Here is a 24,289-nt window from a genome sequence, read left to right on the forward strand (position 1 = left end):
ACCGCTCCATCCATGCGCGCCCTGCGGGGCGCGCATGCGTTTCTGCTTCCTGCTACCGTCGAGAGCGCTGCCATGGCTGCCGTCAATCGCCTGACCTGCTATTCCGATCCCCTCGACCACTATTGCCACCGTGTTCGCCTGGTGCTGGCTGAAAAGGCCGTGGAAGTGCAGATCATCGATATCCTGCCCGGCGAGCACAGCCAGGCTTTGGCCGAGCTCAATCCCTATCACAGCCTGCCGACGCTGGTGGAGCGCAACCTGGTGGTCTATGACGCACCGGCCGTGCTGGAGTACCTGGACGAGCGCTATCCCCATCCCGCCTTGCTGCCGGCTTATCCGGCGGCCCGCGCCAGTAGCCGGGTACTGATGCACCGTATCCAGCGCGACTGGTGCCGCCTGCTGGATATTGCCCAGGCGCCCGGCAGTAGTGCCGAGCAGAAGGGGCGGGCGGTACGCGAGCTGCGCGAGAGCTTGATCGGTGCCGCGCCGCTGTTCGCGGTGCAGCCCTGTTTTCTCAGTGATGATTTCAGTCTGGTCGATTGCTGCCTGTTGCCGATACTCTGGCGTCTGCCGGTATTGGGGATCGAGCTGCCTCGTCCGGCCCGCCCCTTGCTGGAGTACATGGAGCGGATGTTTGCCCGGGACAGCTTCCAGTCCAGCCTGAGTAGCCAAGAGCGCGCCCTGCGCCGAGGAGTCTGACAACGATGAATTCCAGTCGCCCCTATCTGCTGCGTGCCCTCTACGAGTGGATCGTCGATAACGACTGCACGCCCCATCTGCTGGTGGCCAGTGACTACCCGGGTACCCGGGTGCCGGCCGGTTATGCCAAGGATGGGCAGATCGTGCTGAACATTTCCCCCAGTGCCGTGCGCCATCTGCAGATGGGCAATGACCTGCTCAGCTTTGAGGGGCGCTTTGGGGGCGTTGCACAGGTGCTACGCGTACCCGTGCCGGCGGTACTGGCGCTCTATGCCCGCGAGAACGGTCAGGGCATGTTCTTCGATCTGGATGAACAGGACGATGAGGAAGCACAGGCAGCAGCTGACGCGGCACCTTCGATATCGCCAGATCCGGACGATGACACACCACCGCCGCGTCCCAGCGGACGCCCGAGCCTCAAGGTGGTCAAGTAAGCCGTCGGCATGCAACCGGCGGTAGAGGTTTCAGGGCGACCTTACGGTCGCCCTGAGCGTTTCTGGGGGCTCAGTCTGTGAACTCGAACAGGCGCACGATGCGTTGTACGCCGCCCACGCCCTGCACGACCTGGGTGGCGCGTTGCGCTTCGGCGCGGGTCACCAGGCCAAGGAGGAAGACGTTGCCATTTTCGGTCACCACCTTGATGCGGCTGCCGGGCACGGTGTTGTCAGCCAGCATGGCCGCCTTGATGCGAGTGGTCAGCAGGGCATCGCTGCTGCGCGCCAGCGCCGAGGAGGGGGGCATGACCTGCAGTTCGTTGTGGACACGGCGCACGCCCTGCACGCGGCTGGCGGTCTGTTCGGCAAGCTGACGCAGCTCCGCGCGCGGTGTCTGCCCGGCGAGCAGGACCACACCGTTGTAGCTGACGACCGTCACATGGGAGGTGGTGTCGTTGAGATCGGCGTGGCTGCGGGCGATTTCACTGCTGACTCGTGGTGCCAGAAACTGGTCATCGATCTTGTTGCCCAGGCTGCGGCCGCCGCAGCCGGCCAGCAGCAGGGTGGTGGCCAGCAGCAATGACAGGTAGCGCTTCATCATTCCTCACTCCCGAACAGCTGGTGGTCAATCAGGTCGCACAGGCAGTGAATGGCCAGCAGGTGTACTTCCTGAATACGCGCTGTGCTGCGCGCCGGCACGCGGATCTCCACATCCTCCGGCAGCAGCAGCGAGGCCATGTTGCCGCCGTCGCGGCCGGTCAGGGCCACCACGGTCATTTCACGATCATGGGCAGCCTGGATGGCCTGAATCACGTTGCCGGAGTTGCCGCTGGTGGAAATGGCCAGCAGCACATCGCCCGGCTGACCCAGTGCGCGAATCTGCTTGGAGAACACCTCGTTGTAGCTGTAGTCGTTGGCGATCGAGGTGAGGGTGGAGCTGTCGGTGGTTAGGGCAATGGCCGGCAGGCTCGGGCGTTCGCGCTCGAAGCGGTTGAGCAGCTCTGAGGAGAAATGCTGCGCGTCCCCCGCCGAGCCGCCGTTGCCACAGGAGAGAATCTTGCCCTCGTTGAGCAGGGCATTGACCATCACCTGGCTGGCCAGCTCGATGTGCGGGATCAGCACTTCGGTGGCCTGGCGCTTGGTCTCGATGCTGTCGATAAACAGCTGGCGGATACGGGATTGCATGTCCATGAAATAACCTTCGGTTGGGCGGCGCTCAGTGCTCGAAGGCGCCACGAATCCAGTTCAGCAGCGGTGGCGTGTGCTGATTGCCCGCTGCGATGGCGACCACGTCGAACCGGCACGCTCGACGCGACCATTGGGGGTGGGCAAGCAGAAAGACCTGGGCGGCGGCGGCAACCCGCCGCTGCTTGCGCGCATCCACGCTGTATTCCGCACCACCGAAGCCGCTATGGCTGCGGTAACGCACTTCGACGAATACTAAGGTATCGCCCTCGAACATGACCAGATCGAGCTCACCCAGTCGGCAGCGCCAGTTGCGTGCCGCCAGGCGCAGGCCGTACTCCTCCAGGTGGGTCTGTGCCCACGCCTCGGCAACGGCGCCGCGCGTCTGGCGATTCACTGGCGGGTCGGTGGCAGGGTCACCGGCTGGCCGTTGCGATACTCCGCCCAGGGCAGGGTGCGGTCGATGCGCTGGACGCGGCCCAGGGACAGGCTGCCGCTCAGGCCCTCAAGGCGCATCCCCGGTGCGGTCTGCAGCTGGCTGAGGCGCGGGGCGAGCCGGTAGCTGTCGGCGCCCATCGCATATAGGCGCCCCAGCGGGCCGGCCGCCTCTGGCCAATGGCTGAGGATCTCGCGGCGCAGCGGGTGGTCCGGCTCCAGCATCCAGGGGGTTTCGCTGAAGCGGATGCCATCCAGCTCGCGATCACGCGCCGGCTGGCGGTCGCCGCTGAACAGGTGCGAGGTGCCATAGACCGGCAGATCACCGGCGTACTGCAGTGTCAGGGTCGACTTGATCTGGCGGGCCTGAGCGGGGGTGGCGGCGAGGAACACGAAGTCGATGTCTTGCCGGCGTGCCGGCTGCGACTGCACTTTCGTGCCGAGCGCGCCGGCGACGCGCGCCGCTCGCTGCTCGCTGTCACGCAGCTGCAGCAGCTGGGCGATCTGCCCGGCGAGGCGCACCGGCTGATCGACATAGTCAACCGCGATCAGCGTGCCGCCGCGGGCCTCCCACTCACTGCGAAAAGCGGCCATGACCCGCTGGCCCCAGTCACCGCTGGGCGCCAGTGCCACGGCGCGGCGCTGGCCATCGGCCCAGGCGCGGCGGACCACTTCGCGGGCTTCATCCTCTGCAGCCAGGCCGAACTGGAACAGCTCGCGCGGTGCCTGCTCGGGCTTGTCACTGTAGTTCAGCGCCAGGGTCGGGATCGGCAGGCTGTTGCGCGCCGAGAGCTGGGTGACCAGCGGCTTCTCCAGCGGGCCGACCACCAGCTCGACGCCGCTTTCACGGGCCTTCTGGTAGAAGGCATCGAGATTTTGCAGGGCGTTGCTGTCGTGCAGGCTGATCTTTAGCTCGGCGGGGGCGCCGGCCTGATAGTGGGCGGCCAGAAAACCATCCCGCAGCGCCGCGCCCGCATTGGCCAGTGGCCCTTCGGCCGGCAGCAGCAGTGCGATATGGGTGAGCGGGCGGCGGGCAATTTCTTGCAGCTGTACGATCGCCAGCGGCGGCTGGATGGCGGCCGGGTGCTGGGCGTGGCTCTTTTGCCAGGCCTCGATCAGCTGGATTTGCTCGCGCGGTGCCAGCGCGCTACGGGTCAGCTCTAGCAGGTCACGCCAGCCGGCCAGGATCGAGCCGTCCCGGGGGATGGCCTTGAGCTGCGGGCTGGACAGACCGGAGAGCAGGCGCCAGATGGCTTCCTGGTTGTCCGGGGTGGCCTGGGCGTCGAGCAGCGCCGCCAGCACAATGCGCTCACGGGCGGCCGCCAGCAGCTGATGGTCGCGCTCCAGCGCCGTGGCCCGGACATGGCGGGTGCGGATCTGCTGGGGCAGTGGCAGTTCGTCCAGGCGGGCCAGGTCCGGGTGCTGCAAGGCGCTGAGCGCCGCGCGCGGTCGCTGGCGCTGCAGCGCCAGTTCAGCCTGCAGGGTGCTGAGGAAGACCTGCTGGGCCGGCGGCAGCGGCTGCTGGGCGAGGCTTTCCAGCAGCTGGGTAGCTTGCTGCAGGTCATTGTTCTGCAGGGCGCGCTCGGCGGCGGACAGGCGCAGCAGCAGAGCCTGTGCGCTGCTGCTTTGCTCGGCCTGCTGCAGCAACTGCTCAACGCTGCCCGCAGTCTGGGGCGGCAGTTCACCCAGGCCTGAGTGGGGCTGGCTGGCGCAGGCGGCCAGCAGGCTGGCCAGGCCGAGAAGGGAAAGTGGACGCAGGCGGGCGGTCATGAACAGGTTCCGTTTCGCAGGCTGTAAAGATCAGCGATTGTACTCAAGGGGGGCGTGCGGCGCGATCACGGCGCACGCAAAGCGGCTACAATCCGACGCTTTTACGGGGAAGGGCGAGCGATGAGCGGCGCAGGGGTCTTGTATGTGGTGGCAACGCCGATCGGCAATCTGGAGGACATCAGCGCCCGTGCGCTGCGCGTGCTGCGCGAGGTTGCCCTGATCGCTGCCGAAGATACCCGCCACTCGGCGCGGCTTATGCAGCATTTTGGCATCCCGACCCCGCTGGTCGCCTGCCATGAGCATAACGAACGTGATCAGGGCAATCGGCTGGTCGAACGCCTGTTGGCGGGGGAGAGCCTAGCGCTGATCTCCGATGCCGGGACGCCGCTGATCTCCGATCCCGGCTATCACCTAGTGCGTCAGGCCCGTGCGGCTGGGGTGACGGTGGTGCCGGTTCCCGGCTCCTGTGCGCTGATTGCTGCCTTGTCGGCAGCTGGGCTGCCGTCCGATCGCTTCATCTTTGAAGGGTTTCTGCCTGCCCGCAGCAGCGCCCGGCGCCAGCGCCTGCAGGCCCTGAGCGAGGAGCCGCGCACGCTGATCTTCTACGAGGCGCCGCACCGGTTGCTGGAAAGCCTGGAAGACATGCGCGAACTCTTCGGGCCTGAGCGGCAGGTGGTGCTGGCCCGTGAGCTGACCAAGACCTTCGAGACCCTCAAGGGTGCGCCGCTCGCCGAGCTGTGCGCATGGGTGGCCACCGATGCCAACCAGCAGCGCGGTGAGTGCGTGCTGCTGGTCGAGGGCTGGCAGGCGCCGCTGGGCGAGGAGAGCGTCAGCGCCGAGGCATTGCGGGTGCTTGACCTGCTGCTCGCCGACCTGCCGCTCAAGCGTGCGGCGGCGCTGGCGGCGGAAATCACCGGTGTGCGCAAGAATCTGCTTTACCAGCAAGCGCTGGAGCGACAGAAAGACCGCGATTGAGCTTGTGATCGACGCTCGCAGTGCGTACCCTGCGCCCCGGAGAGTCGGCTGGACGGTCGCCGCCCTGCGTGCAGGGGGGAGGAAAGTCCGGGCTCCATAGGGCAGAGTGCCAGGTAACGCCTGGGAGGCGCGAGCCTACGGAAAGTGCCACAGAAAATAACCGCCTAAGCGCTTCGGTGCCGGTAAGGGTGAAAAGGTGCGGTAAGAGCGCACCGCACGGCTGGCAACAGTCCGTGGCTAGGTAAACCCCACTCGGAGCAAGACCAAATAGGGTTCCATTGGCGTGGCCCGCGCTGGAACCGGGTAGGTTGCTTGAGGCCGTCAGTGATGGCGGTCCTAGAGGAATGACCGTCCTCGACAGAACCCGGCTTATAGGCCGACTCTCCTTCTTTTTCCCGCCGCGCACGCCCCGCTGCTCTGCTGTGTGCGTGTAGCGCAAAGCCCGCACCGGCGTGTGGCTGCGGCCGCCATCCGTCGATAAATGCCGTGGATCATCGGGCTTCTGGTCATTGATCGGCACTTATCTGCCGCTGTCTTGCCATTCGTCCCGGGCGCGCCTTGACGGCCTTGCGACGGCATTTCTATAGTGTGCGCCCGAGCGGCGGCCTGCCTCTTTCAGCTCGCTGATCACGATCCTGGATGCGCCGAATCCCTGCCCGATTCCTGACCCGCTGACTGAATGAGTGCCGCGCACGTAGCGGCGGCCCGTACGGTCTGCATTGCAGCCTGACGGTTGCCCGTGCAGCAAATGGCCTGCCCGCGGGGGGATCTGGCCGCCTCGCGCCATCCCGGCGTCCTGCCGGACGATTCACTGGACCTGATGCCCTGACCTATGAATGCAGCAACCTTTCACCATGTCACTGTTCTGCTGCACGAAGCGGTCCACGCCCTGGCGGTGCGCCCGGAGGGCTGCTACCTGGACGGCACGTTCGGGCGTGGCGGGCACAGCCGCGAAATCCTCCGCCAGCTCGGCCCAGAGGGCCGTCTTCTGGGGTTTGACAAGGATCCTTTGGCGATTGCCACCGGCCAGGCGCTGAGCGCTGAAGATCCGCGTTTTCAGATTGTCCAGCGCAGCTTTGCCGAGCTGGGCGAGGAGCTGGCGGCGCGCACGCTGAACGGCCATGTGGATGGCATCCTCCTCGATCTGGGGGTGTCCTCGCCGCAGCTGGATGACCCCGAGCGTGGCTTCAGCTTCATGAACGATGGCCCGCTGGACATGCGCATGAACCCGGACGCCGGGCTCAGCGCCGCCGAATGGATCGCCACGGCCAGCGAGGAAGAAATCGCCCGGGTGTTCTATGAATACGGCGAGGAGCGCTTTTCGCGGCGCATGGCGCGCGCCATCGTGCAGCGCCGGGCCGAGCGGCCCTTTACCCGCACCGCGGATCTGGCCGAGGTAATCACCGTCGCCAATCCGGCCTGGGAGAAGGGCAAGAACCCGGCGACCCGCGCCTTCCAGGGGCTGCGTATCCATATCAATAACGAACTGGGCGATCTTGAGCGCGGCCTTGAGGCGGCGCTCGAGGCACTGGCGATCGGTGGCCGGCTGGTGGTGATCAGCTTCCACTCGCTGGAAGACCGCATCGTCAAGCAATTTATGCGGCGCCAGGTCAAGGGCGAGGCGGATAACCTGCCGCGCGATCTGCCGGTGCAGGTCGCGCGCTTTGAGCCGCGCCTGAAACTGATCGGCAAGCCGCAATATGCCGGCAGCGAGGAGCTCAAGGCCAATCCCCGGGCGCGCAGCGCCGTGATGCGGGTGGCGGAGAAGCTGCGATGAAGGCACTGACCAGTGCCTTGCCGGCGGGCACGCTGTTCATGCTGATCCTGTTTCTGGCGATTCTCGGCTCGGCCGTGGCGGTGTCCTGGCAGTCGCATGAACACCGCAAGCTGCTCAATCGGCTGTATGCCGAACTGAGCATCCGGGATGCCGCCCAGGCGGAGTGGGGGCGTCTGGTGCTGGAGCAGAGCACCTGGACTGCTTACGGGCGCGTCGAGCGTCTGGCCCGTGAGGAGCTGCAGATGCGGATCCCTGAACCTGCTGAAGTGCAGATGGTGCAGCCATGAGGAAATTCACCCAGGCGCGGTTCCCGGTGCGCTTGCAGATCGTCATTGTCGGGCTGTTGCTGCTGGTGGCGGTGATTGTTTGGCGGATTGTCTACCTGCATGTCCTGGATCAGGATTTTCTCCAGTCCCGGGGCGACAAGCTCAGCGTGCGTCATGTGCCGATTGCCGCGCACCGCGGGCTGATCGCCGATCGCAATGGTGAGCCGCTGGCCGTCAGTACGCCGGTGGTGGCGATCTGGGTCAATCCGCGTGAGCTGATCAGCCAGCGCGAGCGCTGGCCGGAGCTGGCGCGCGTGCTGGATCTGGATCTGGCCGAAATGAGCGAGCGGCTGGAGCGTTTGTCCCGGCGCGGCTTCCTCTACCTCAAGCGCAGCCTGACCCCCGAGGAAGGCGCGCGGGTGCTGGCGCTGCGCATCCCCGGCGTCTACGAGCAGGCCGAGTATCGGCGCTTCTACCCGGCCGGCGAGGTGACCTCCCACGTCGTCGGCATGACCAATATTGATGACCGCGGCACCGAAGGGGTGGAGAAAACCTTCGATCACTGGCTGGCCGGCGTGCCGGGCCAGCAGCGGGTGCTGAAGAATCCGCGCGGCCAGCTGATCAAGGACTTCGGCGAGGCCAAGAGCGCCAAGCCGGGCAAGAGCCTGCGACTGTCGCTGGATCTGCGTTTGCAGTACCTGGCGCATCGCGAGCTGATGCACGCCCTGACCGAGACCGGCGCGCAAGCCGGTACCGTGGTGCTGATGGATGTGAAAAGTGGCGAGATTCTCGCCATGGTCAATCTGCCGACCTACAACCCCAACAACCGCCGCACCCTGGATCCGGCGACCATGCGCAACCGGGCTGTGGTGGACATCTTCGAGCCGGGCTCGACCGTCAAGCCCTTCTCGATTGCCGCCGCGCTCGGTACCGGGCGCTGGAAGCCGACCGACACGGTGGATACCTACCCCGGCAGCCTGCGTATCGGGCGCTACACCATCAAGGACGTTTCAAGGGCTGGCGTGCTGGATCTGACTGGCATCCTGATGAAGTCCAGCAACGTCGGGGTGACCAAGATTGCCTTTGATATCGGCCATGAGCCGATTCATCGCGTGATGCAGCAGGTCGGCTTCGGTCAATCGACCGGCCTGGGCTTCCTTGGCGAGCAGGCCGGTATCCTGCCCAACCACCGGCGTTGGGGTCAGGCGGAAACCGCGACGCTGGCCTACGGCTATGGCCTGTCGGTGACCGCTGTGCAGCTGGTGCATGCCTACGCGACGCTGGCCAACGAAGGGCGCCGCGTGCCGCTGTCGCTGGTGCGCCTGGATGAACCTCAGGCCAGCGAGCAGGTGATCGATCCGCAGATTGCCCGCACCATGACCAACATCCTGCGGGATGTGGTCGGTGGGCAGGGCGGGATTGTCCGGGCGCGTGTGCCGGGCTATCACGTCGGCGGCAAGAGCGGCACGGCCCGCAAGGCGGCCACCGGCAGCAAGGGCTATCAGGCCAAGGCCTATCGCGGCTTCTTCGCCGGCATTGCCCCGATCGACAATCCGCGCCTGGCCATGGTGGTGATGATTGATGAGCCCGACGTCGCCAAGGGCTACTACGGCGGTCTGGTGGCCGCCCCGGTGTTCAGCAAGGTCATGGCCGGTGCGCTGCGCCTGATGAACATCGCTCCCGACAACCTGCCGCCGCCCGCGCCGGCCACCCCGGCGGCGCGTACCGCCGTCACCCCCCCAGCCACAGGAGGGCGCGGCTGATGCCGATGAGCCTGTTGAAGATGTTTCCCCAGGCGCCGCGGGATGCGCTGATCCGCGAGCTCAGTCTGGACAGCCGCACCTTGCGTGCAGGTGATCTGTTCTTCGCCATTCCCGGCAGTGGCCGGGATGGGCGCATCTACATTGCCGAGGCGATTGCCCGCGGTGTGGCGGCCATCGCCTATGAGGAAGAGGGCGCACCGCCGCTGCCGCAGAATCCTGCCGACACCGTGCTGGTGCCGGTTCGCGGCCTGCGCGCCCAGCTGTCGGCGATTGCCGGGCGCTTTTATGGCGACCCGAGCCGCAGCCTGGCGCTGGTGGGCGTCACCGGCACCAACGGCAAGACCAGTGTCAGTCAGCTGATCGCCCAGGCACTGGACCAGCTCGGTACCCGCTGCGGGCTGATCGGCACCCTGGGCAGTGGCTTTCATGATGCGCTGCAGCAGGGCCAGCACACCACGCCAGATCCTCTGCGCGTGCAGGCGGAGCTGGCGCGCCTCAAGCAGGCCGGCGCCCGTGCGGTGGCCATGGAAGTCTCCTCCCACGGTCTGGATCAGGGGCGGGTCGAGGCGCTGGATTTTGATGTGGCGGTGTTCACCAACCTGTCCCGTGATCATCTCGACTATCACGGCGACATGCAGCGCTACGGTCAGGCCAAGGCACGCCTGTTTGCCTGGCCGGGCCTCTGCAGCCGGGTAATCAATCTGGATGATCCGTTCGGCCGTGCGCTGGCGGCCCTTGAAGCGCCCTCGCGGCTGATCAGCTACAGCCTGAGCGATGCGCAGGCGACCCTGTACTGCAGCGAGGCGCGCTTTACCGAGCAGGGCATCCGCGCCCGGCTGGTCACCGCTCAGGGCGATGGCCTGCTAATCAGCCCACTGCTGGGGCGCTTCAACCTCAGCAACCTGCTGGCGGTGGTCGGCGCGCTGCTGGGGCTTGGGCACCCGCTGGATGAAATCCTCGCCGTCCTGCCGCAGCTCGAAGGCCCGCCCGGGCGTATGCAGCGTCTGGGTGGCGGACAGCAGCCCTTGGTGGTCGTTGATTACGCCCACACCCCAGATGCGCTGGAGAAGGTCCTCGAGGCGCTGCGCCCGCACGCGCGCGGGCGCCTGCTGTGTCTGTTTGGCTGCGGCGGCGAGCGTGATCGCGGCAAGCGGCCGCTGATGGCCGCCGCGGCTGAACGGCTGGCGGACGGCGTGTGGGTCACCGACGACAACCCGCGCAGCGAAGATCCGGCGGCCATTCGCGCTGAAATTTGTGCAGGCTTTGCCCATCCGGCTACCGTGATCTGCCGCGCCGAGCGGGCTGCAGCGATCCGTGCGCTGATCCTGGGCGCCGCCGAGGATGATGTGATCCTGCTGGCCGGCAAGGGCCATGAGGACTATCAGGAGATTGCCGGGGTGCGCCAGCCGTTCTCCGACATCGAACATGCCGCCCGTGCGCTGGCCGAGCGTGAGGTGCGCCATGCGTGAGGCCGTGGCTCTGAGTGAGGTGGCCGATCTTCTGCAAGGCCGTTTGCACGGCGCCGATGCCCGCTTTGCGGGCGTGAGCATCGACAGCCGCAGCGTAGGGCCGGGCCAGCTGTTCATCGCCCTGCCGGGCGAGCGCTTTGACGGCCATGACTTTCTCGCTGTGGCCGCTGCGCGGGGTGCGGTAGCGGCGCTGGTCGAGCGTGCGCAGCCGGATCTGGCCCTGCCGCAGCTGCAGGTGGCCGATACCCGGCGCGCGCTGGGGCAGCTGGGAGCCTGGAATCGTGCAGCCTTCAGCGGGCGTCTGGCGGCAGTGACCGGCTCCAGCGGCAAGACCTCGGTAAAGGAAATGCTCGCCGCGATCCTGCGCGCCGAGCACGGCAGCGACGCCGCCGTGCTGGCCACGCGCGGCAACCTCAACAATGATCTGGGCGCACCGCTGACCCTGCTGGAACTGGCCTCGCAGCACCTGAGCGCGGTGATCGAGCTGGGCGCCAATCATGTTGGCGAGATCGCCTACACCGTGGGCCTGACCCGCCCGCAGGTGGCGATCATCACCAATGCCGGCACGGCGCATGTCGGTGAATTCGGCGGGCCGCAGAAGATTGTCGAGGCCAAGGGCGAGATTCTCGACGGCCTGGGCCGCGATGGGGTGGCGATCCTCAACGCGGACGATGTTGCCTTTGCGCGCTGGGTGCAGCGCGCCGCCGGGCGCCGGGTGCTGAGTTTCGCTCTCGATGCTGCCGCCGACTTCACTGCCAGCGCCGTGCAGCGCGATGCCCGCGGCTGTGTGGGCTTCACCCTGCAGGGGCTGGCCGGCAGTGCCCCTGTCCAGCTCAACCTCTTGGGCCGCCACAATGTGGCCAATGCGCTGGCGGCAGCGGCAGCGGCCCATGCGCTGGGCGTGCCGCTGGCGGCCATCGTGGCCGGGCTCGAATCCCTGCAGCCGGTCAAGGGGCGTGCGGTGGCGCAGCTCAACCCGGCTGGAATGCGCATTATCGACGACAGTTACAACGCCAATCCCGCGTCAATCCGTGCGGCGATTGATATACTCGCCGGCTTTTCCGGGCGCACCGTGCTGGTGCTCGGCGACATGGGTGAGCTGGGTGACTGGGCCGAGCAGGCGCACCGTGATGTGGGCGAATACGCCCGCGATAAGGTGGCGGCACTGTATGCGGTCGGGCCGCTGATGCGCCATGCCGTCGAGGCGTTTGGCCGTGGGGCGCGACATTTTGCCGATCAGGCTGAACTGATCGCCACGCTGGCAGCCGAACAGTCTCCGGAAACCACCTTACTGATCAAGGGCTCGCGCAGTGCGGCGATGGACAAGGTCGTCGCGGCGCTCTGTGCCCGTGCTGGAGAGATTTGAATGCTGCTGCTGCTGGCCGAGTATCTGCAACAGTTTCACAAGGGCTTTGCGGTCTTTCAGTACCTGACCCTGCGCGGGATTCTCGGCGTGCTGACCGCGCTGGTGCTGTCGCTGTGGCTGGGCCCGTGGATGATCCGCACCCTGCGCAGCCGGCAGATCGGCCAGGCGGTGCGCGATGACGGCCCGCAGTCGCACCTGTCGAAGAAGGGCACGCCGACCATGGGCGGTGCGCTGATTCTTTCGGCGATCACCCTCAGCACCCTGCTGTGGGCGGATCTGTCCAATCGCTATGTCTGGGTGGTGCTGGCGGTGACCCTGCTGTTTGGTGCCATCGGCTGGGTCGATGATTACCGCAAGGTGATCGAGAAAAACTCCCGCGGTCTGCCGAGTCGCTGGAAGTATTTCTGGCAGTCGGTGTTTGGTCTGGGCGCGGCGGTGTTTCTCTACGTGACCGCGCAGACTCCGGTGGAAACCACCTTCATCATGCCGCTCCTGAAGGACATCGAGATCCCGCTGGGGATCTTTTTCGTCGTGCTGACCTACTTTGTGATCGTCGGCTCGAGCAACGCGGTCAACCTCACCGACGGCCTCGACGGACTGGCGATCATGCCCACGGTGCTGGTCGGTGGCGCGCTGGGGATCTTCTGCTACCTCTCCGGCAACGCCAATTTTGCCGAGTACCTGCTGATTCCCTATGTGCCGGGCTCGGGTGAGCTGATCGTGTTCTGCGGCGCGCTGATCGGTGCGGGGTTGGGCTTTTTGTGGTTCAACACCTACCCGGCGCAGGTGTTCATGGGCGATGTCGGCGCGCTGGCGCTGGGTGCGGCGCTCGGCACCATCGCGGTGATCGTCCGTCAGGAAGTGGTGCTGTTCATCATGGGCGGGGTGTTCGTGATGGAAACCCTCTCGGTGATGATCCAGGTCGCCTCCTTCAAGCTGACCGGCAAGCGGGTGTTCCGCATGGCGCCGATCCACCATCATTTTGAACTCAAGGGCTGGCCAGAGCCGCGAGTGATCGTGCGCTTCTGGATCATCACCGTGGTGCTGGTGCTGATCGGTCTGGCTACCCTGAAACTGAGATAAGCCGATGAGCCTGATTGCCTCCGACCAGTTCCGCATCGTCGTCGGCCTTGGCAAGAGCGGCCTGTCCGTGGTGCGCTTTCTGGCGCGCCAGGGCGTGCGCTTTGCGATTGCCGATACCCGCGACAACCCGCCGGAGCTGGCGACCCTCAAGGCCGAGTATCCGCATATTGAGGTGCGTTGCGGCGCGCTGGATCTGGAGTTTCTCTGCCGGGCCAGCGAGCTGTACGTAAGCCCCGGGCTGGCGCTGGCCACTCCGGTGCTGCAGGCTGCGGCGGCGCGTGGCGTGAAGCTGTCCGGCGATATCGACCTGTTCGCCCGCGAGGCCCGCGCCCCGATCATCGCCATCACCGGCTCCAACGCCAAGAGCACCGTGACCACCCTGGTCGGCGAGATGGCCGCAGCGGCCGGCAAGCGCGTGGCGGTGGGCGGCAACCTGGGCACCCCGGCGCTGGATCTGCTGGCCGATGGGGTGGAGCTGTATGTGCTGGAACTGTCGAGCTTCCAGCTGGAAACCACCGAGCGGCTGAACGCTGAGGTGGCCACCTGCCTGAACATCAGCGACGACCACATGGATCGCTACAGCGGCATCGAGGCCTATCACCTGGCCAAGCACCGGATCTTCCGCGGCGCCCGTCAGGTGGTGATCAACCGTCAGGACCCCCTGTCGCGGCCGCTGATTGCCGATCAGCTGCCGTGCTGGAGCTTTGGTCTCGACAAGCCGGATTTTCGCGGCTTTGGCCTGCGTGAGGTGAATGGCGAGCGCTATCTGGCCTTCCAGTTTGAACCGCTGCTGGCGGTGCGTGAGCTGAAGACCCGCGGTGCCCACAATCAGGCCAATGCCTTGGCGGCGTTGGCACTGGGCCACGCGGCAGGGCTGCCGATGGCACCGATGCTGGAGGTGCTGCGCGGCTTCACCGGGCTTGCGCATCGCTGCCAGTGGCTGGGTGAGCGGGCCGGGGTGAGCTTCTACAACGATTCCAAGGCCACCAATGTCGGCGCTGCGCTGGCCGCCATCGACGGCTTGGGGGCGGAGCTTGACGGCAAGCTGCTGCTGATCGCCGGTGGCGATGGCAAGGGCGCCGATTTCACCCCGCTGCGCGCCAGCGTGGCGCGTTACTGCCGGGCGGTGTTGTTGATCGGTCGCGATGCCGAGCTGATTGCTACCGCCCTGCAGGGGCCGGACGGCGCCCCGGTGGTGCCGCTGCTGCGGGTTGCCAGTCTTGAGGAGGCCGTTCGGTATGGCGTCGAGCTGGCCGAGGCGGGGGATGCGCTGCTGCTGTCGCCGGCGTGTGCAAGCCTTGATATGTTCAAGAACTTCGAGGCGCGCGGGCAGTGCTTTGCCCGGGCGGTAGAGGAGCTGTCCTGATGCGCTTCCCGCTGCCGCTTTCGCCCTCACCGCTGTTCAACCGGCGCGGAGTGGATGTCGATTTCCCGTTGCTGGCCAGTTGCCTGGCGTTGCTGGGCCTTGGCTTTGTGATGGTGACCTCGGCCTCCTCGGATGTGGCGGCGGCCCAGACCGGCAACACCTTCTACTACATGATCCGCCAGATCATCTACCTGCTACTGGGCGCGGGGGCGGGCCTTCTGACCCTGCTGATCCCGGTGGCCAGCTGGCAGAAGCACAGCGGCCGCCTGCTGCTGGTCGGGGTGCTGCTGCTGATTCTGGTGCTGGTGCCGGGGATCGGCCGTCAGGTCAACGGCGCGCAGCGCTGGATTGGCCTGGGCTTCTTCAATATCCAGCCCTCTGAGCTGGCCAAGATGTTCACCGTCATCTATCTGGCCAGCTATCTGGTGCGGCGTCAGGAGTTTGTGCGCACGCGGATTCGCGGCATTTTCCTGCCGCTGGTGCTGCTCGGCATGCTGGCGCTGTTGCTGCTGCTGGAGCCTGACTTTGGCGCCACCGTGGTGCTGTTTGGTACCGGGGTGGTGATGCTGTTCCTTGGCGGCGTGGCGCTGCGCTTCTTCCTGCCGCTGGCGGCGGGCACCCTCGTGCTGGGGGTGATGGTGATGACCATGGAAAGCTACCGCATGCAGCGCCTGACCAACTTCATCGACCCCTGGGCTGACCAGTTCGGCGCCGGGTACCAGCTCAGTCAGGCGCTGATTGCCTTCGGGCGCGGCGAGTGGTTCGGCGTCGGGCTGGGCAACAGTGTGCAGAAGCAGTTCTACCTGCCCGAAGCGCATACCGACTTCGTGTTCGCCGTGCTGGCCGAGGAGCTGGGCATGATCGGTGCGCTCCTGACGGTGGGCCTGTTCGTGCTGGTGACGCTGCGGGCGATGTACATCGGCCTGTGTGCCGAGCGCGAGCAGCAGTACTTTTCCGCCTATGTCTCCTACGGCCTGGCGATCCTCTGGATCGGGCAGTTTCTGATCAACATCGGCGTGAACGTCGGCCTGCTGCCGACCAAGGGCCTGACCCTGCCATTTCTCAGTTACGGCGGCAGTTCGCTGGTGATCTGCTGCGTCAGTCTGGCGCTGCTGCTGCGCATCGACTGGGAGCGGCGCACCCAGCTTGGCAATGCCGACGTGGAGTTCAGTGAGGCCGATTTTGCCGACGACGAGGAGCCGCAGCATGGGCGCTAATGTTCTGATCATGGCCGGTGGCACCGGCGGGCATGTGTTCCCGGCATTGGCCTGTGCCCGTGAGTTCGCGGCCCGCGGCTACACCGTGCACTGGCTGGGCACCCCGCGCGGCATCGAGAACGAACTGGTACCCCAGGCGGGTCTGCCGCTGCATCACATTCAGATCAGCGGCCTGCGCGGCAAGGGCTGGCGGGCGTTGCTGCGGGCACCCTGGCAGCTGGTGAGCGCCCTGCGTCAGGCGCGCCGGGTGCTGCGTGAAGTCCAGCCGGTCTGCGTGCTGGGCATGGGCGGTTTTGTCACCGGCCCCGGCGGGCTGGCGGCGCGGCTGGCTGGCATTCCGTTGATCATTCACGAGCAGAATGCGGTGGCCGGTACCAGCAACCGTCTGCTGGCCCCGCTGGCCAGCCGGATCTGTGAAGCCTTCCCGCATACCTTCGCACCGTCGGCCAGGCGCCGCACCACCGGCAATCCGGTGCGTGCCGAGCTGTTCAGTGAGGCGCCGGTTATCCGAGCGGCTGATCAGCCGGTCCGTCTGTTGGTGCTGGGCGGCAGCCTTGGCGCTGAGCCGCTCAATCAGTTGCTGCCGGCAGCGCTGGCGCACCTGCCTATCGAGCTGCGCCCGCAGATTCGCCATCAGGCCGGACGCCAGCATGCCGAAATCACGGCTGAGCGTTACCGCACCGCCGGTATCGAGGCGGAGGTCGTGCCGTTTATCGCCGACATGGCGGCGGCCTATCGTGAGGCGGATCTGGTGGTCTGCCGCGCCGGTGCGCTGACCGTCAGCGAACTGGCGGCGGCCGGGCTGCCGGCACTGCTGATCCCGCTGCCGCATGCCATCGACGATCACCAGACCCGTAATGCCGAATACCTGGCCCGCGCCGGCGCTGCCGTGCTGCTGGCACAACATCGCACCGATGCGGCCGCGCTGGCCGCTCAGCTCACCGAGGTTCTGATGCACCGCGAAAAACGTCACGCCATGGGCGAGCAGGCGCGCCGCCTGGCCAAGCCCGATGCCACCGCCGAGGTGGTCGATATCTGCCTGGAGGTGGCCCATGGCTGATGCCCTGCGTGGCGGTAACCCGACCGAGCTGCGCCGCATGCGCCGCATCCGCCGTATCCACTTTGTCGGCATCGGCGGGGTGGGCATGTGCGGCATCGCCGAGGTGCTGCTCAACCTCGGTTATCAAGTGTCCGGCTCCGACCTCAAGGCTTCTGCGGTGACTGAGCGTCTGCAGGGCTTTGGAGCGCAGATCTTTATCGGCCACAGCGCGCAGAACGTAGCCGAGGCCGATGTGCTGGTGGTCTCCAGCGCGATCAATCCGGCCAACCCGGAGGTAGCGGCTGCTTTGGAGCGGCGCATCCCGGTGGTGCCGCGCGCCGAGATGCTCGCCGAGCTGATGCGCTATCGCCACGGCATTGCCGTGGCCGGCACCCACGGCAAGACCACCACCACCAGCCTGCTGGCCTCGGTATTTGCCGCGGCCGGTCTGGATCCGACCTTTGTGATCGGCGGCAAGCTGACTGCCGCCGGCACCAATGCCCAGCTCGGCGCCAGCCGTTACCTGATTGCCGAGGCGGACGAGAGCGACGCGAGCTTCCTGCATCTGCAGCCGATGGTCTCGGTGGTTACTAACATCGATGCCGACCACATGAGCACCTATGGCGGTGACTTCAATCGCCTGAAAAAGACCTTTATCGAGTTCCTGCACAACCTGCCGTTCTACGGGCTGGCGGTGCTGTGCATCGATGACCCGGTGGTGCGCGAAATCCTCCCCCAGGTCAGTCGGCCGATCGTCACCTACGGCTTTGACGAAGGTGCGGATGTGCGTGCCGTGGATGTGCGTCAGGAAGGCATGTGCACCTACTTCACCGTGATCCGTCAGGGCCATTCGCCGCTGCAGACCATGGTGCGCATGCCCGGCCGGCACAATGTGCTCAATGCGCTGGCCACCATCGCGATCGCCACCGATGAGGGCATCGACGATCAGGCGATCATCGCCGGGCTTTCGGGCTTTCAGGGCGTTGGCCGGCGCTTCCAGGTCTACGGCGAGCTGGCGGTCGAGGGGGGCGAGGTGATGCTGGTCGATGACTACGGCCATCACCCCCGCGAGGTTGCCGCGGTGGTGCGTGCGGTGCGTGACGGCTGGCCGGAGCGGCGGCTGGTGATGCTCTACCAGCCGCATCGCTACAGCCGTACCCGTGATCTGTACGAGGACTTCGTCCAGGTGCTGGGCGAGGCCAATGTGCTGCTGCTGATGGAGGTCTACCCGGCCGGCGAGGAGCCGATCCCCGGTGCCGACAGTCGCCAGCTGTGCCACAGCATCCGCCAGCGCGGCGTACTGGACCCGATCTATGTCGAGCGCGGCAGCGAACTGGCCCCGCTGCTGCGCCCCTTGCTGCGCCCCGGCGACATCCTGCTCTGCCAGGGGGCGGGGGATATCGGTGGCGTGGCCGGCCAGTTGATCAGTAACCCGTTGTTCGGTGCCGCTGCGGGCACCTTGAGGAATCCGGCATGAGCATCACCTTTTCGCCCCGTCAACCCGAGTGCTTTGGCCGCGTGGCGGTGCTCTATGGCGGGCGCAGTGCCGAGCGTGAGGTCTCGCTGAAATCCGGTGCCGCGGTGCTGGCGGCTCTGCTGGAGGCCGGTGTCGATGCCTTTGGCATTGATGTTGGTGACGATCTGCTGGTGCGCCTGGCGGCGGAGCCTATCGATCGCGCCTTCATCGTCCTGCACGGCCGTGGGGGCGAGGATGGCAGCATGCAGGGCCTGCTGGAGTGCCTGGGGATTCCCTACACCGGCAGCGGTGTGCTGGCCTCGGCGCTGGCCATGGACAAGCTGCGTACCAAGCAGGTCTGGCAGAGCCTGGGCCTGCCGACCCCGCGTCACGCGGCCCTGAGCAGCGTGGCCGATTGCGAGCGGGCGGCTGCAGAACTGGGCTTTCCGCTGATGGTCAAGCCGGCCCATGAGGGCTCGAGCATCGGCATGGCGCGGGTCACGAGTCTCGAGGAGCTGATTGCCGCCTGGCAGGCCGCCAGTGCGTTCGATCCGCAGGTGCTGGTCGAGCAGTGGATCAGCGGCCCGGAATTTACCGTAGCGATGCTCGGTGATCAGGTATTGCCGCCCATTCGCCTCGGCACCACCCACAGCTTCTATGATTACGAAGCCAAGTACCTTGCGGATGACACCCGCTATCAGGTGCCCTGTGGTCTGCCGGCCGAGCAGGAGGAGGCGCTGCGCCGCCTGACGGCCTGCGCCTGCGAGGCAATCGGCACCCGCGGCTGGGCGCGCGCCGATGTGATGCAGGATGAGCAGGGGCGCTTCTGGTTGCTGGAGGTCAATACCGTCCCGGGCATGACCGATCACAGTCTGGTACCGATGGCGGCACGGGCAGCGGGGCTGGATTTCCCTCAGCTGGTGCTGACCATTCTCGCCGACAGCCTTGAGGCAAGGAGCTGAGTCATGCTGCCGCTGCTGCGCCACCAGAGTACGCCCGCCCCAAGGCTGCGCAAGCCGGGGCCGCGTGGCGCCAGTCGCCCGGTGGTGCGCGAGCCGCTGCATAAGCGCCTGCCCAGACCCACCTGGCGCGGGCTGTTCAGATTGCTCCTGCCTGTCCTGCTGGCGGGAGTTGTGTATGCTCTTTATGAATTGCGTCCCAAAATCGAGCCGCTCATTGATCAGCCAATTCGCCGGGTGCAGGTCGAGGGTGATCTGAGCTACCTCAGCGCGGCGCAGGTCAGTGAGCGGATTTTGCCCCATACGGGGAAAAAGACCTTTTTTGCAGTCGATCTGGTAGCACTTCGCAGCGATCTGCAGACCATGCCGTGGATTGCCGAAGCCCATGTGCGGCGGGTGTGGCCCGACCGGGTGATCGTGCGCCTCGAGGAGCAGTTGCCGGTGGCGCGCTGGGGGGATGAAGCGCTGCTGAATAACCAGGGCAAGGCCTTTGTGCCTGATGAACTCAAGGCTTACGGGCACCTGCCGCGCCTGTGGGGGCCGCAGCGGGCTCAGCAGCGGGTGATGGAGCAGTATCAGCTGTTCAACCGCCTGCTGCGCCCGATCGAGATCACGGTGGCAGGCCTTGAAATGCGCGAGCGCGGCAGCTGGTACCTGACCACCAGTCAGGGGTTTGAGCTGCTGCTTGGGCGCGACAAGATTGTGGACAAGATGCGCCGCTTCGTTCGTGTGTATGAGACGACGCTCAAAGAACATATTTCACATATCGCGCGGGTTGATCTGCGCTACCCCAACGGCCTGGCCGTGGCGTGGCGCGACTTGCCTGCGACCGCGGCCGGGGAGAGCGCTCCTGCGGTCAGCAAGCGTAATTGAGGAGATCACTGGGGTCATGGCAAGCGTGCAGAGCGGCAAGATGATCGTGGGCCTGGATATTGGTACGTCCAAGGTGGTGGCGCTGGTCGGTGAGGTGCTGGCCGACGGGCAGCTGGAGATTGTCGGGATCGGTACCCATCCCTCGCGCGGGATGAAAAAGGGCGTGATGGTCAACATCGAGTCCACCGTGCAGGCCATCCAGCAGGCCATCGACGAGGCGCAGCAGATGGCCGGCTGCGAGATCCACTCGGCATTCGTCGGAGTAGCCGGCAGTCATATCCGCGGGATCGACTCCCACGGCATCGTGGCCATCCGTGAGCGTGAGGTAAGCGGCGCGGACATCGAGCGGGTGCTGGATGCCGCCCGGGCGGTGGCCATTCCGGCTGATCAGCGCGTGCTGCACACGCTGCCGCAGGATTACATCATCGATAACCAGAGCGGCGTGCATGAGCCGCTCGGCATGTCCGGAGTGCGTCTGGAGGCCAAGGTGCACCTGGTCACCTGCGCCGTGAACGCGGCACAGAACATCGAGACCTGCGTGCGTCGCTGCGGTCTGGAGCTGGACGACATCATTCTCGAACAGCTGGCCTCGGCGGCCTCGGTGCTGACTGACGATGAGAAGGAGCTGGGCGTCTGTCTGGTGGACATCGGCGGCGGGACCACTGATATCGCGATCTTCAGCGGTGGCGCGATTCGCCATACGGCGGTGATCCCGATTGCTGGTGATCAGGTCACCAGTGACATCGCCATGGCTCTGCGCACCCCCACGCAGAATGCCGAGGACATCAAGATCCGCTACGCTTGTGCATTGGCCAAGCTGGCCAGCCCCCATGACACCATCAAGGTGCCGGGCGTCGGCGATCGAGCACCGCGTGATCTCTCCCGCCAAGCGCTGGCCGAGGTGGTCGAGCCGCGTTATGAGGAGCTGTTCCGCCTGGTGCAGGGCGAATTGCGCCGCAGCGGTCTGGAGCATCTGATTCCGTCCGGCATCGTGCTGACGGGCGGCACTTCGAAGATGGAAGGCGCCGTTGAGCTGGCCGAGGAAATTTTCCACACCTCCGTACGTCTGGGCGTACCGCAGAGCCTCCGCGGACTGGAGGATGTCGTGCATAATCCTATTTATGCAACCGGTGTCGGCCTGTTGATGTACGGGCTGAAAAAACAGAATGGCATCTCGTTTGCCGACCGCCGTGACGATGACGAGCGCACGGTGACCCGCAGCAAACCGGCGATGTTCGAGCGAATCAAACGCTGGGTGCAGGGCAACTTCTAAGGCCGCCCCGCTGTCAGCGAAACAAGTAAGGGGTGAGGAGAGGGGATATGTTTGAGTTAGCCGACAACGTGCAGTCCAGTGCGGTCATCAAGGTCATTGGCGTGGGTGGTGGTGGCGGCAATGCCGTCAACCACATGATGCGCAGCAACATCGAAGATATCGAGTTCATCTGTGCCAATACCGATGCACAGGCGCTGAAGAAGGTCGAAGCCAAGACCGTGCTGCAGTTGGGCCAGAATGTCACCAAGGGCCTGGGTGCGGGCACCAACCCCGAGATTGGCCGTCAGGCGGCGCTGGAGGATCGCGAGCGCATCGCTGAGCTGCTCGAAGGCGCCAACATGGTGTTCATCACCACCGGCATGGGTGGTGGCACCGGTACCGGTGCAGCGCCGATCATCGCCGAAGTGGCGAAGGAAATGGGCATCCTCACCGTGGCCGTGGTCACTCGCCCGTTCCCCTTCGAGGGCAAGCGCCGCATGCAGATTGCCGATGAGGGCATCCGCGCGCTGTCCGAGCACGTCGACTCGCTGATCACCATCCCCAACGAAAAGCTGCTGACCATCCTCGGCAAAGACGCCAGCCTGCTGTCGGCCTTCGCCAAGGCTGATGACGTGCTGGCCGGCGCGGTGCGCGGTATCTCCGACATCATGCAGCGTCCGGGCCTGATGAACGTCGACTTTGCCGACGTGCGTACCGTGATGAGCGAGATGGGCATGGCGATGATGGGCACCGGCTGTGCCAGCGGCCCGAACCGCGCCCGCGAGGCGACCGAGGCGGCGATCCGCAACCCGCTGCTGGAAGACATCAACCTGCAGGGCGCGCGCGGCATCCTGGTCAACATCACTGCCGGGCTTGACCTGTCGCTGGGTGAGTACACCGAGGTGGGCAACATCATCGAGCAGTTCACCTCCGAGCACGCCACTGTGAAGATCGGTGCGGTGATCGATCCGGAAATGCGCGATGATCTGCATGTCACCGTCGTGGCTACGGGCCTGGGTGCACGCATGGAGAAGCCAGCGGTCAAGGTAGTCGATAACGGTCTGCAGATGGCGGCAGCCCTAGCCAAGGCGCCGGTGCGTGCCGATGGCGGGATCAATTATGATCCATATGATCTGCCGCCTGCCATGCGCAACGGCATGTCGGGGGGGCGCGGTGCCGCGCCTGCGTCTGTCGCCGGGTCCAGCAACGTTAGCCAAGAAGATCTGGAATATCTGGATATTCCGGCCTTCCTGCGTCGCCAGGCTGATTGATTTTATATATTAAGAGTGCGTGGCTGATTGGTGTTCAGCAAAGGTGGGCATCTGCTATGATGCCTGCCATTGCTGAGAACAGTTCACAACTTGCGCAGATACGGCCATAGCCATGATCAAACAACGCACCTTGAAGAACGTCATCCGTGCGACCGGTGTCGGTCTGCACTCGGGCGAAAAGGTCTACCTTACGCTCCGCCCGGCCCCGGTAGACACTGGGATCGTCTTTCGCCGCGTTGATCTCGACCCAGTGGTCGAGATCCCGGCCCGCGCCGAATTTGTCGGCGAAACAACCCTGTCGACCACGCTGATCAACGGCGAGGTCAAGGTCGATACCGTCGAGCACCTGCTGTCAGCGATGGCTGGTCTTGGCATCGACAATGCCTATATCGAGCTGTCCGCCTCGGAAGTGCCGATCATGGACGGCAGTGCCGGTCCCTTTGTGTTCCTGATCCAGTCTGCCGGACTGCAGGAGCAGGAAGCGGCCAAGAAGTTCATCCGCATCAAGCGTGAAGTCAGCGTCGAGGAGGGTGACAAGCGCGCCACTTTCCGCCCGTTTGATGGCTTCAAGGTGACCTTCGAGATCGACTTCGATCACCCGGTATTCCGTGACCGTACCCAGACTGCCAGTGTCGATTTCTCCAGCACTTCCTTCGTCAAGGAAGTCAGCCGGGCACGCACCTTCGGCTTCATGCGTGATATCGAGTTCCTGCGCTCGCAGAACCTGGCCCTTGGCGGCAGCGTTGATAACGCCATTGTGGTGGATGAGGGCGGTGTGCTCAACGAGGACGGCCTGCGTTACGAGGATGAGTTCGTCAAGCACAAGATCCTCGACGCAATCGGTGACCTCTACCTGCTCGGCAACAGCCTGATCGGTGAGTTCCATGGCCACAAGTCGGGTCATGCGCTCAATAACCGCCTGCTGCGTACCCTGATGGCGGATCAGGAGGCTTGGGAAGTGGTGACGTTCGAGGATGCCTCGACGGCGCCGATTTCCTACATGCGCCCGGCTGCGGCCGGCTGATTGCAGCCGGCTTTATGCGGTACCTGAGGCCACCTTCGCGGTGGCCTTTTGCTGTCTGCGCGGTAGCACTCTGCTGATCAGCCTGAGTCAAACGTTCTCGTCGGCAAGCTCGCCGTGGCTGGCCAGACGCTCAAGAGCTGCCCTCAAGCGTGGGTCACTAATGCCGGTGGCGGTGCTGCGCAGGGTTTGGGCGGCCTCGCCGGACAGGCGGGGCGGTGGCCGGTTTCCAGCCTGCGGCGTATAGGCCGGACGCACCCGCATCAGGATGCGCTGCAGGCCGGCAAACTCGGGGCAGGCCTGCAACAGGCGCAGCAGACGCTGCTGCTGGTAGCGCAGGCGGGTCGCCCACTCGCTGCTGGTGATGATCAGCAGCAGCACACCGTCGCGCCAGCTGGCGACCTTGCAGTGCGCCCGCGCCGCCGGCTGCAGTTGCTGCTCGAGGCACTGCTGTAGCTGCTCCAGCCGCCGGGCTGCGCCCATCAGTTGGCGCAGGGTCCGGTCAGTGCGCAGCAGTACCGCGGGGGGCTGGGCGTGCAGGGGGCGGAAGGTCATGGGTGGGTACCGGTCGCAGGGAGCCTGCGCATGGTAGCAGAAGCCATCGAGCACGCAT

23 protein-coding genes and 1 other RNA gene are annotated in these 24,289 nt (G+C 65.7%); 19 read left to right on the forward strand and 5 right to left on the reverse strand.

Translation table 11 applies throughout. The annotated features are described in order from the left end of the window. Positions 1–72: 72 nt before the first annotated feature. Together MXC11_RS02110 and MXC11_RS02115 are read left to right on the forward strand one after the other, a co-directional pair. A complete protein-coding gene (locus MXC11_RS02110) occupies positions 73–699 on the forward strand; it encodes a glutathione S-transferase N-terminal domain-containing protein (RefSeq protein WP_250004550.1) in 627 nt (208 codons plus the stop codon). 5 nt (positions 700–704) lie between these two features. Then, positions 705–1,133: a ClpXP protease specificity-enhancing factor gene (locus MXC11_RS02115; RefSeq protein ID WP_250004553.1), complete on the forward strand. Its 429-nt coding sequence runs from the start codon at positions 705–707 to the stop codon at positions 1,131–1,133. A gap of 70 nt (positions 1,134–1,203) precedes the next feature. Here the strand turns inward: MXC11_RS02115 and MXC11_RS02120 are convergent, their stop codons facing one another. From MXC11_RS02120 to MXC11_RS02135, 4 genes are read right to left on the reverse strand one after another with little or no spacing between them, the layout of a single operon-like run. Then, on the reverse strand, positions 1,204–1,731 hold the full coding sequence (locus tag MXC11_RS02120) for a BON domain-containing protein (RefSeq protein WP_250004864.1): 528 nt from the start codon (positions 1,729–1,731) through the stop codon (positions 1,204–1,206). Continuing rightward, positions 1,731–2,324 carry a phosphoheptose isomerase gene (locus MXC11_RS02125; protein WP_250004556.1) on the reverse strand — a complete coding sequence of 198 codons (594 nt, stop codon included), beginning with the start codon at positions 2,322–2,324 and terminating at the stop codon, positions 1,731–1,733. Before MXC11_RS02125 ends, MXC11_RS02120 begins: the two co-directional genes overlap by 1 nt. Positions 2,325–2,349: 25 nt before the next feature. Further along, positions 2,350–2,715 (reverse strand): YraN family protein, encoded by a 366-nt coding sequence (locus tag MXC11_RS02130; protein ID WP_250004559.1) that lies wholly within the window; start codon positions 2,713–2,715, stop codon positions 2,350–2,352. Next, complete coding sequence (locus tag MXC11_RS02135) at positions 2,712–4,523, reverse strand: penicillin-binding protein activator (protein WP_250004562.1); 1,812 nt, start codon at positions 4,521–4,523, stop codon at positions 2,712–2,714. Before MXC11_RS02135 ends, MXC11_RS02130 begins: the two co-directional genes overlap by 4 nt. A 120-nt stretch (positions 4,524–4,643) precedes the next feature. On the opposite strand from MXC11_RS02135, the gene rsmI reads away from it, so the two are divergent. The 17 genes from rsmI to lpxC all read left to right on the forward strand — a co-directional run bounded on the left by rsmI (position 4,644) and on the right by lpxC (position 23,679). Beyond that, a complete protein-coding gene (gene rsmI / locus MXC11_RS02140; protein ID WP_250004565.1) occupies positions 4,644–5,498 on the forward strand; it encodes a 16S rRNA (cytidine(1402)-2'-O)-methyltransferase in 855 nt (284 codons plus the stop codon). A gap of 40 nt (positions 5,499–5,538) precedes the next feature. Then, an RNA gene (gene rnpB / locus MXC11_RS02145) (RNase P RNA component class A) lies at positions 5,539–5,886 on the forward strand. Positions 5,887–6,330: 444 nt separating this feature from the next. After that, on the forward strand, positions 6,331–7,275 hold the full coding sequence (gene rsmH / locus MXC11_RS02150) for a 16S rRNA (cytosine(1402)-N(4))-methyltransferase RsmH (protein WP_250004568.1): 945 nt from the start codon (positions 6,331–6,333) through the stop codon (positions 7,273–7,275). After that, positions 7,272–7,562: a cell division protein FtsL gene (gene ftsL / locus MXC11_RS02155; RefSeq protein WP_250004571.1), complete on the forward strand. Its 291-nt coding sequence runs from the start codon at positions 7,272–7,274 to the stop codon at positions 7,560–7,562. Before rsmH ends, ftsL begins: the two co-directional genes overlap by 4 nt. Continuing rightward, positions 7,559–9,304, forward strand: coding sequence for a peptidoglycan D,D-transpeptidase FtsI family protein (locus tag MXC11_RS02160; protein WP_250004575.1), 1,746 nt, complete (start codon positions 7,559–7,561; stop codon positions 9,302–9,304). Before ftsL ends, MXC11_RS02160 begins: the two co-directional genes overlap by 4 nt. Then, positions 9,304–10,773, forward strand: coding sequence for a UDP-N-acetylmuramoyl-L-alanyl-D-glutamate--2,6-diaminopimelate ligase (locus MXC11_RS02165; RefSeq protein ID WP_250004577.1), 1,470 nt, complete (start codon positions 9,304–9,306; stop codon positions 10,771–10,773). Before MXC11_RS02160 ends, MXC11_RS02165 begins: the two co-directional genes overlap by 1 nt. Further along, entirely contained in the window at positions 10,766–12,139 is a 1,374-nt protein-coding gene (locus MXC11_RS02170) for a UDP-N-acetylmuramoyl-tripeptide--D-alanyl-D-alanine ligase (protein WP_250004580.1), read from the forward strand. Before MXC11_RS02165 ends, MXC11_RS02170 begins: the two co-directional genes overlap by 8 nt. Beyond that, positions 12,140–13,222: a phospho-N-acetylmuramoyl-pentapeptide-transferase gene (gene mraY / locus MXC11_RS02175; RefSeq protein WP_250004583.1), complete on the forward strand. Its 1,083-nt coding sequence runs from the start codon at positions 12,140–12,142 to the stop codon at positions 13,220–13,222. It begins immediately after the preceding gene. A 4-nt stretch (positions 13,223–13,226) separates the two neighbouring features. Then, on the forward strand, positions 13,227–14,588 hold the full coding sequence (gene murD / locus MXC11_RS02180; RefSeq protein WP_250004586.1) for a UDP-N-acetylmuramoyl-L-alanine--D-glutamate ligase: 1,362 nt from the start codon (positions 13,227–13,229) through the stop codon (positions 14,586–14,588). Then, a complete protein-coding gene (ftsW, locus tag MXC11_RS02185) occupies positions 14,588–15,805 on the forward strand; it encodes a putative lipid II flippase FtsW (RefSeq protein ID WP_250004589.1) in 1,218 nt (405 codons plus the stop codon). Before murD ends, ftsW begins: the two co-directional genes overlap by 1 nt. Further along, positions 15,795–16,865, forward strand: a complete 1,071-nt coding sequence (gene murG / locus MXC11_RS02190) for an undecaprenyldiphospho-muramoylpentapeptide beta-N-acetylglucosaminyltransferase (RefSeq protein ID WP_250004593.1) — start codon at positions 15,795–15,797, stop codon at positions 16,863–16,865. The genes ftsW and murG overlap by 11 nt, the downstream gene beginning before the upstream one ends. Beyond that, positions 16,858–18,321: a UDP-N-acetylmuramate--L-alanine ligase gene (gene murC / locus MXC11_RS02195; RefSeq protein WP_250004595.1), complete on the forward strand. Its 1,464-nt coding sequence runs from the start codon at positions 16,858–16,860 to the stop codon at positions 18,319–18,321. Before murG ends, murC begins: the two co-directional genes overlap by 8 nt. After that, positions 18,318–19,262 carry a D-alanine--D-alanine ligase gene (locus tag MXC11_RS02200; protein WP_250004598.1) on the forward strand — a complete coding sequence of 315 codons (945 nt, stop codon included), beginning with the start codon at positions 18,318–18,320 and terminating at the stop codon, positions 19,260–19,262. The genes murC and MXC11_RS02200 overlap by 4 nt, the downstream gene beginning before the upstream one ends. 3 nt (positions 19,263–19,265) lie before the next feature. Next, complete coding sequence (locus MXC11_RS02205) at positions 19,266–20,132, forward strand: cell division protein FtsQ/DivIB (protein ID WP_250004600.1); 867 nt, start codon at positions 19,266–19,268, stop codon at positions 20,130–20,132. Between the two features lie 16 nt (positions 20,133–20,148). After that, a complete protein-coding gene (gene ftsA, locus MXC11_RS02210; RefSeq protein WP_250004603.1) occupies positions 20,149–21,405 on the forward strand; it encodes a cell division protein FtsA in 1,257 nt (418 codons plus the stop codon). Between the two features lie 47 nt (positions 21,406–21,452). Next, entirely contained in the window at positions 21,453–22,655 is a 1,203-nt protein-coding gene (ftsZ, locus tag MXC11_RS02215; protein WP_250004605.1) for a cell division protein FtsZ, read from the forward strand. A gap of 112 nt (positions 22,656–22,767) precedes the next feature. Then, a complete protein-coding gene (lpxC, locus tag MXC11_RS02220) occupies positions 22,768–23,679 on the forward strand; it encodes a UDP-3-O-acyl-N-acetylglucosamine deacetylase (protein ID WP_250004608.1) in 912 nt (303 codons plus the stop codon). A gap of 87 nt (positions 23,680–23,766) precedes the next feature. On the opposite strand, the gene MXC11_RS02225 is transcribed toward lpxC, so the two are convergent. Beyond that, the gene (locus tag MXC11_RS02225) at positions 23,767–24,231 is read right to left on the reverse strand and encodes a DciA family protein (protein WP_250004611.1); all 465 of its coding nucleotides are present in this window, start codon (positions 24,229–24,231) and stop codon (positions 23,767–23,769) included. Positions 24,232–24,289 lie beyond the last annotated feature (58 nt).

Origin of the sequence: Pseudomonas eutrophicaquae, assembly GCF_023544715.1 — a bacterium.
Classification (GTDB): domain Bacteria; phylum Pseudomonadota; class Gammaproteobacteria; order Pseudomonadales; family Pseudomonadaceae; genus Geopseudomonas.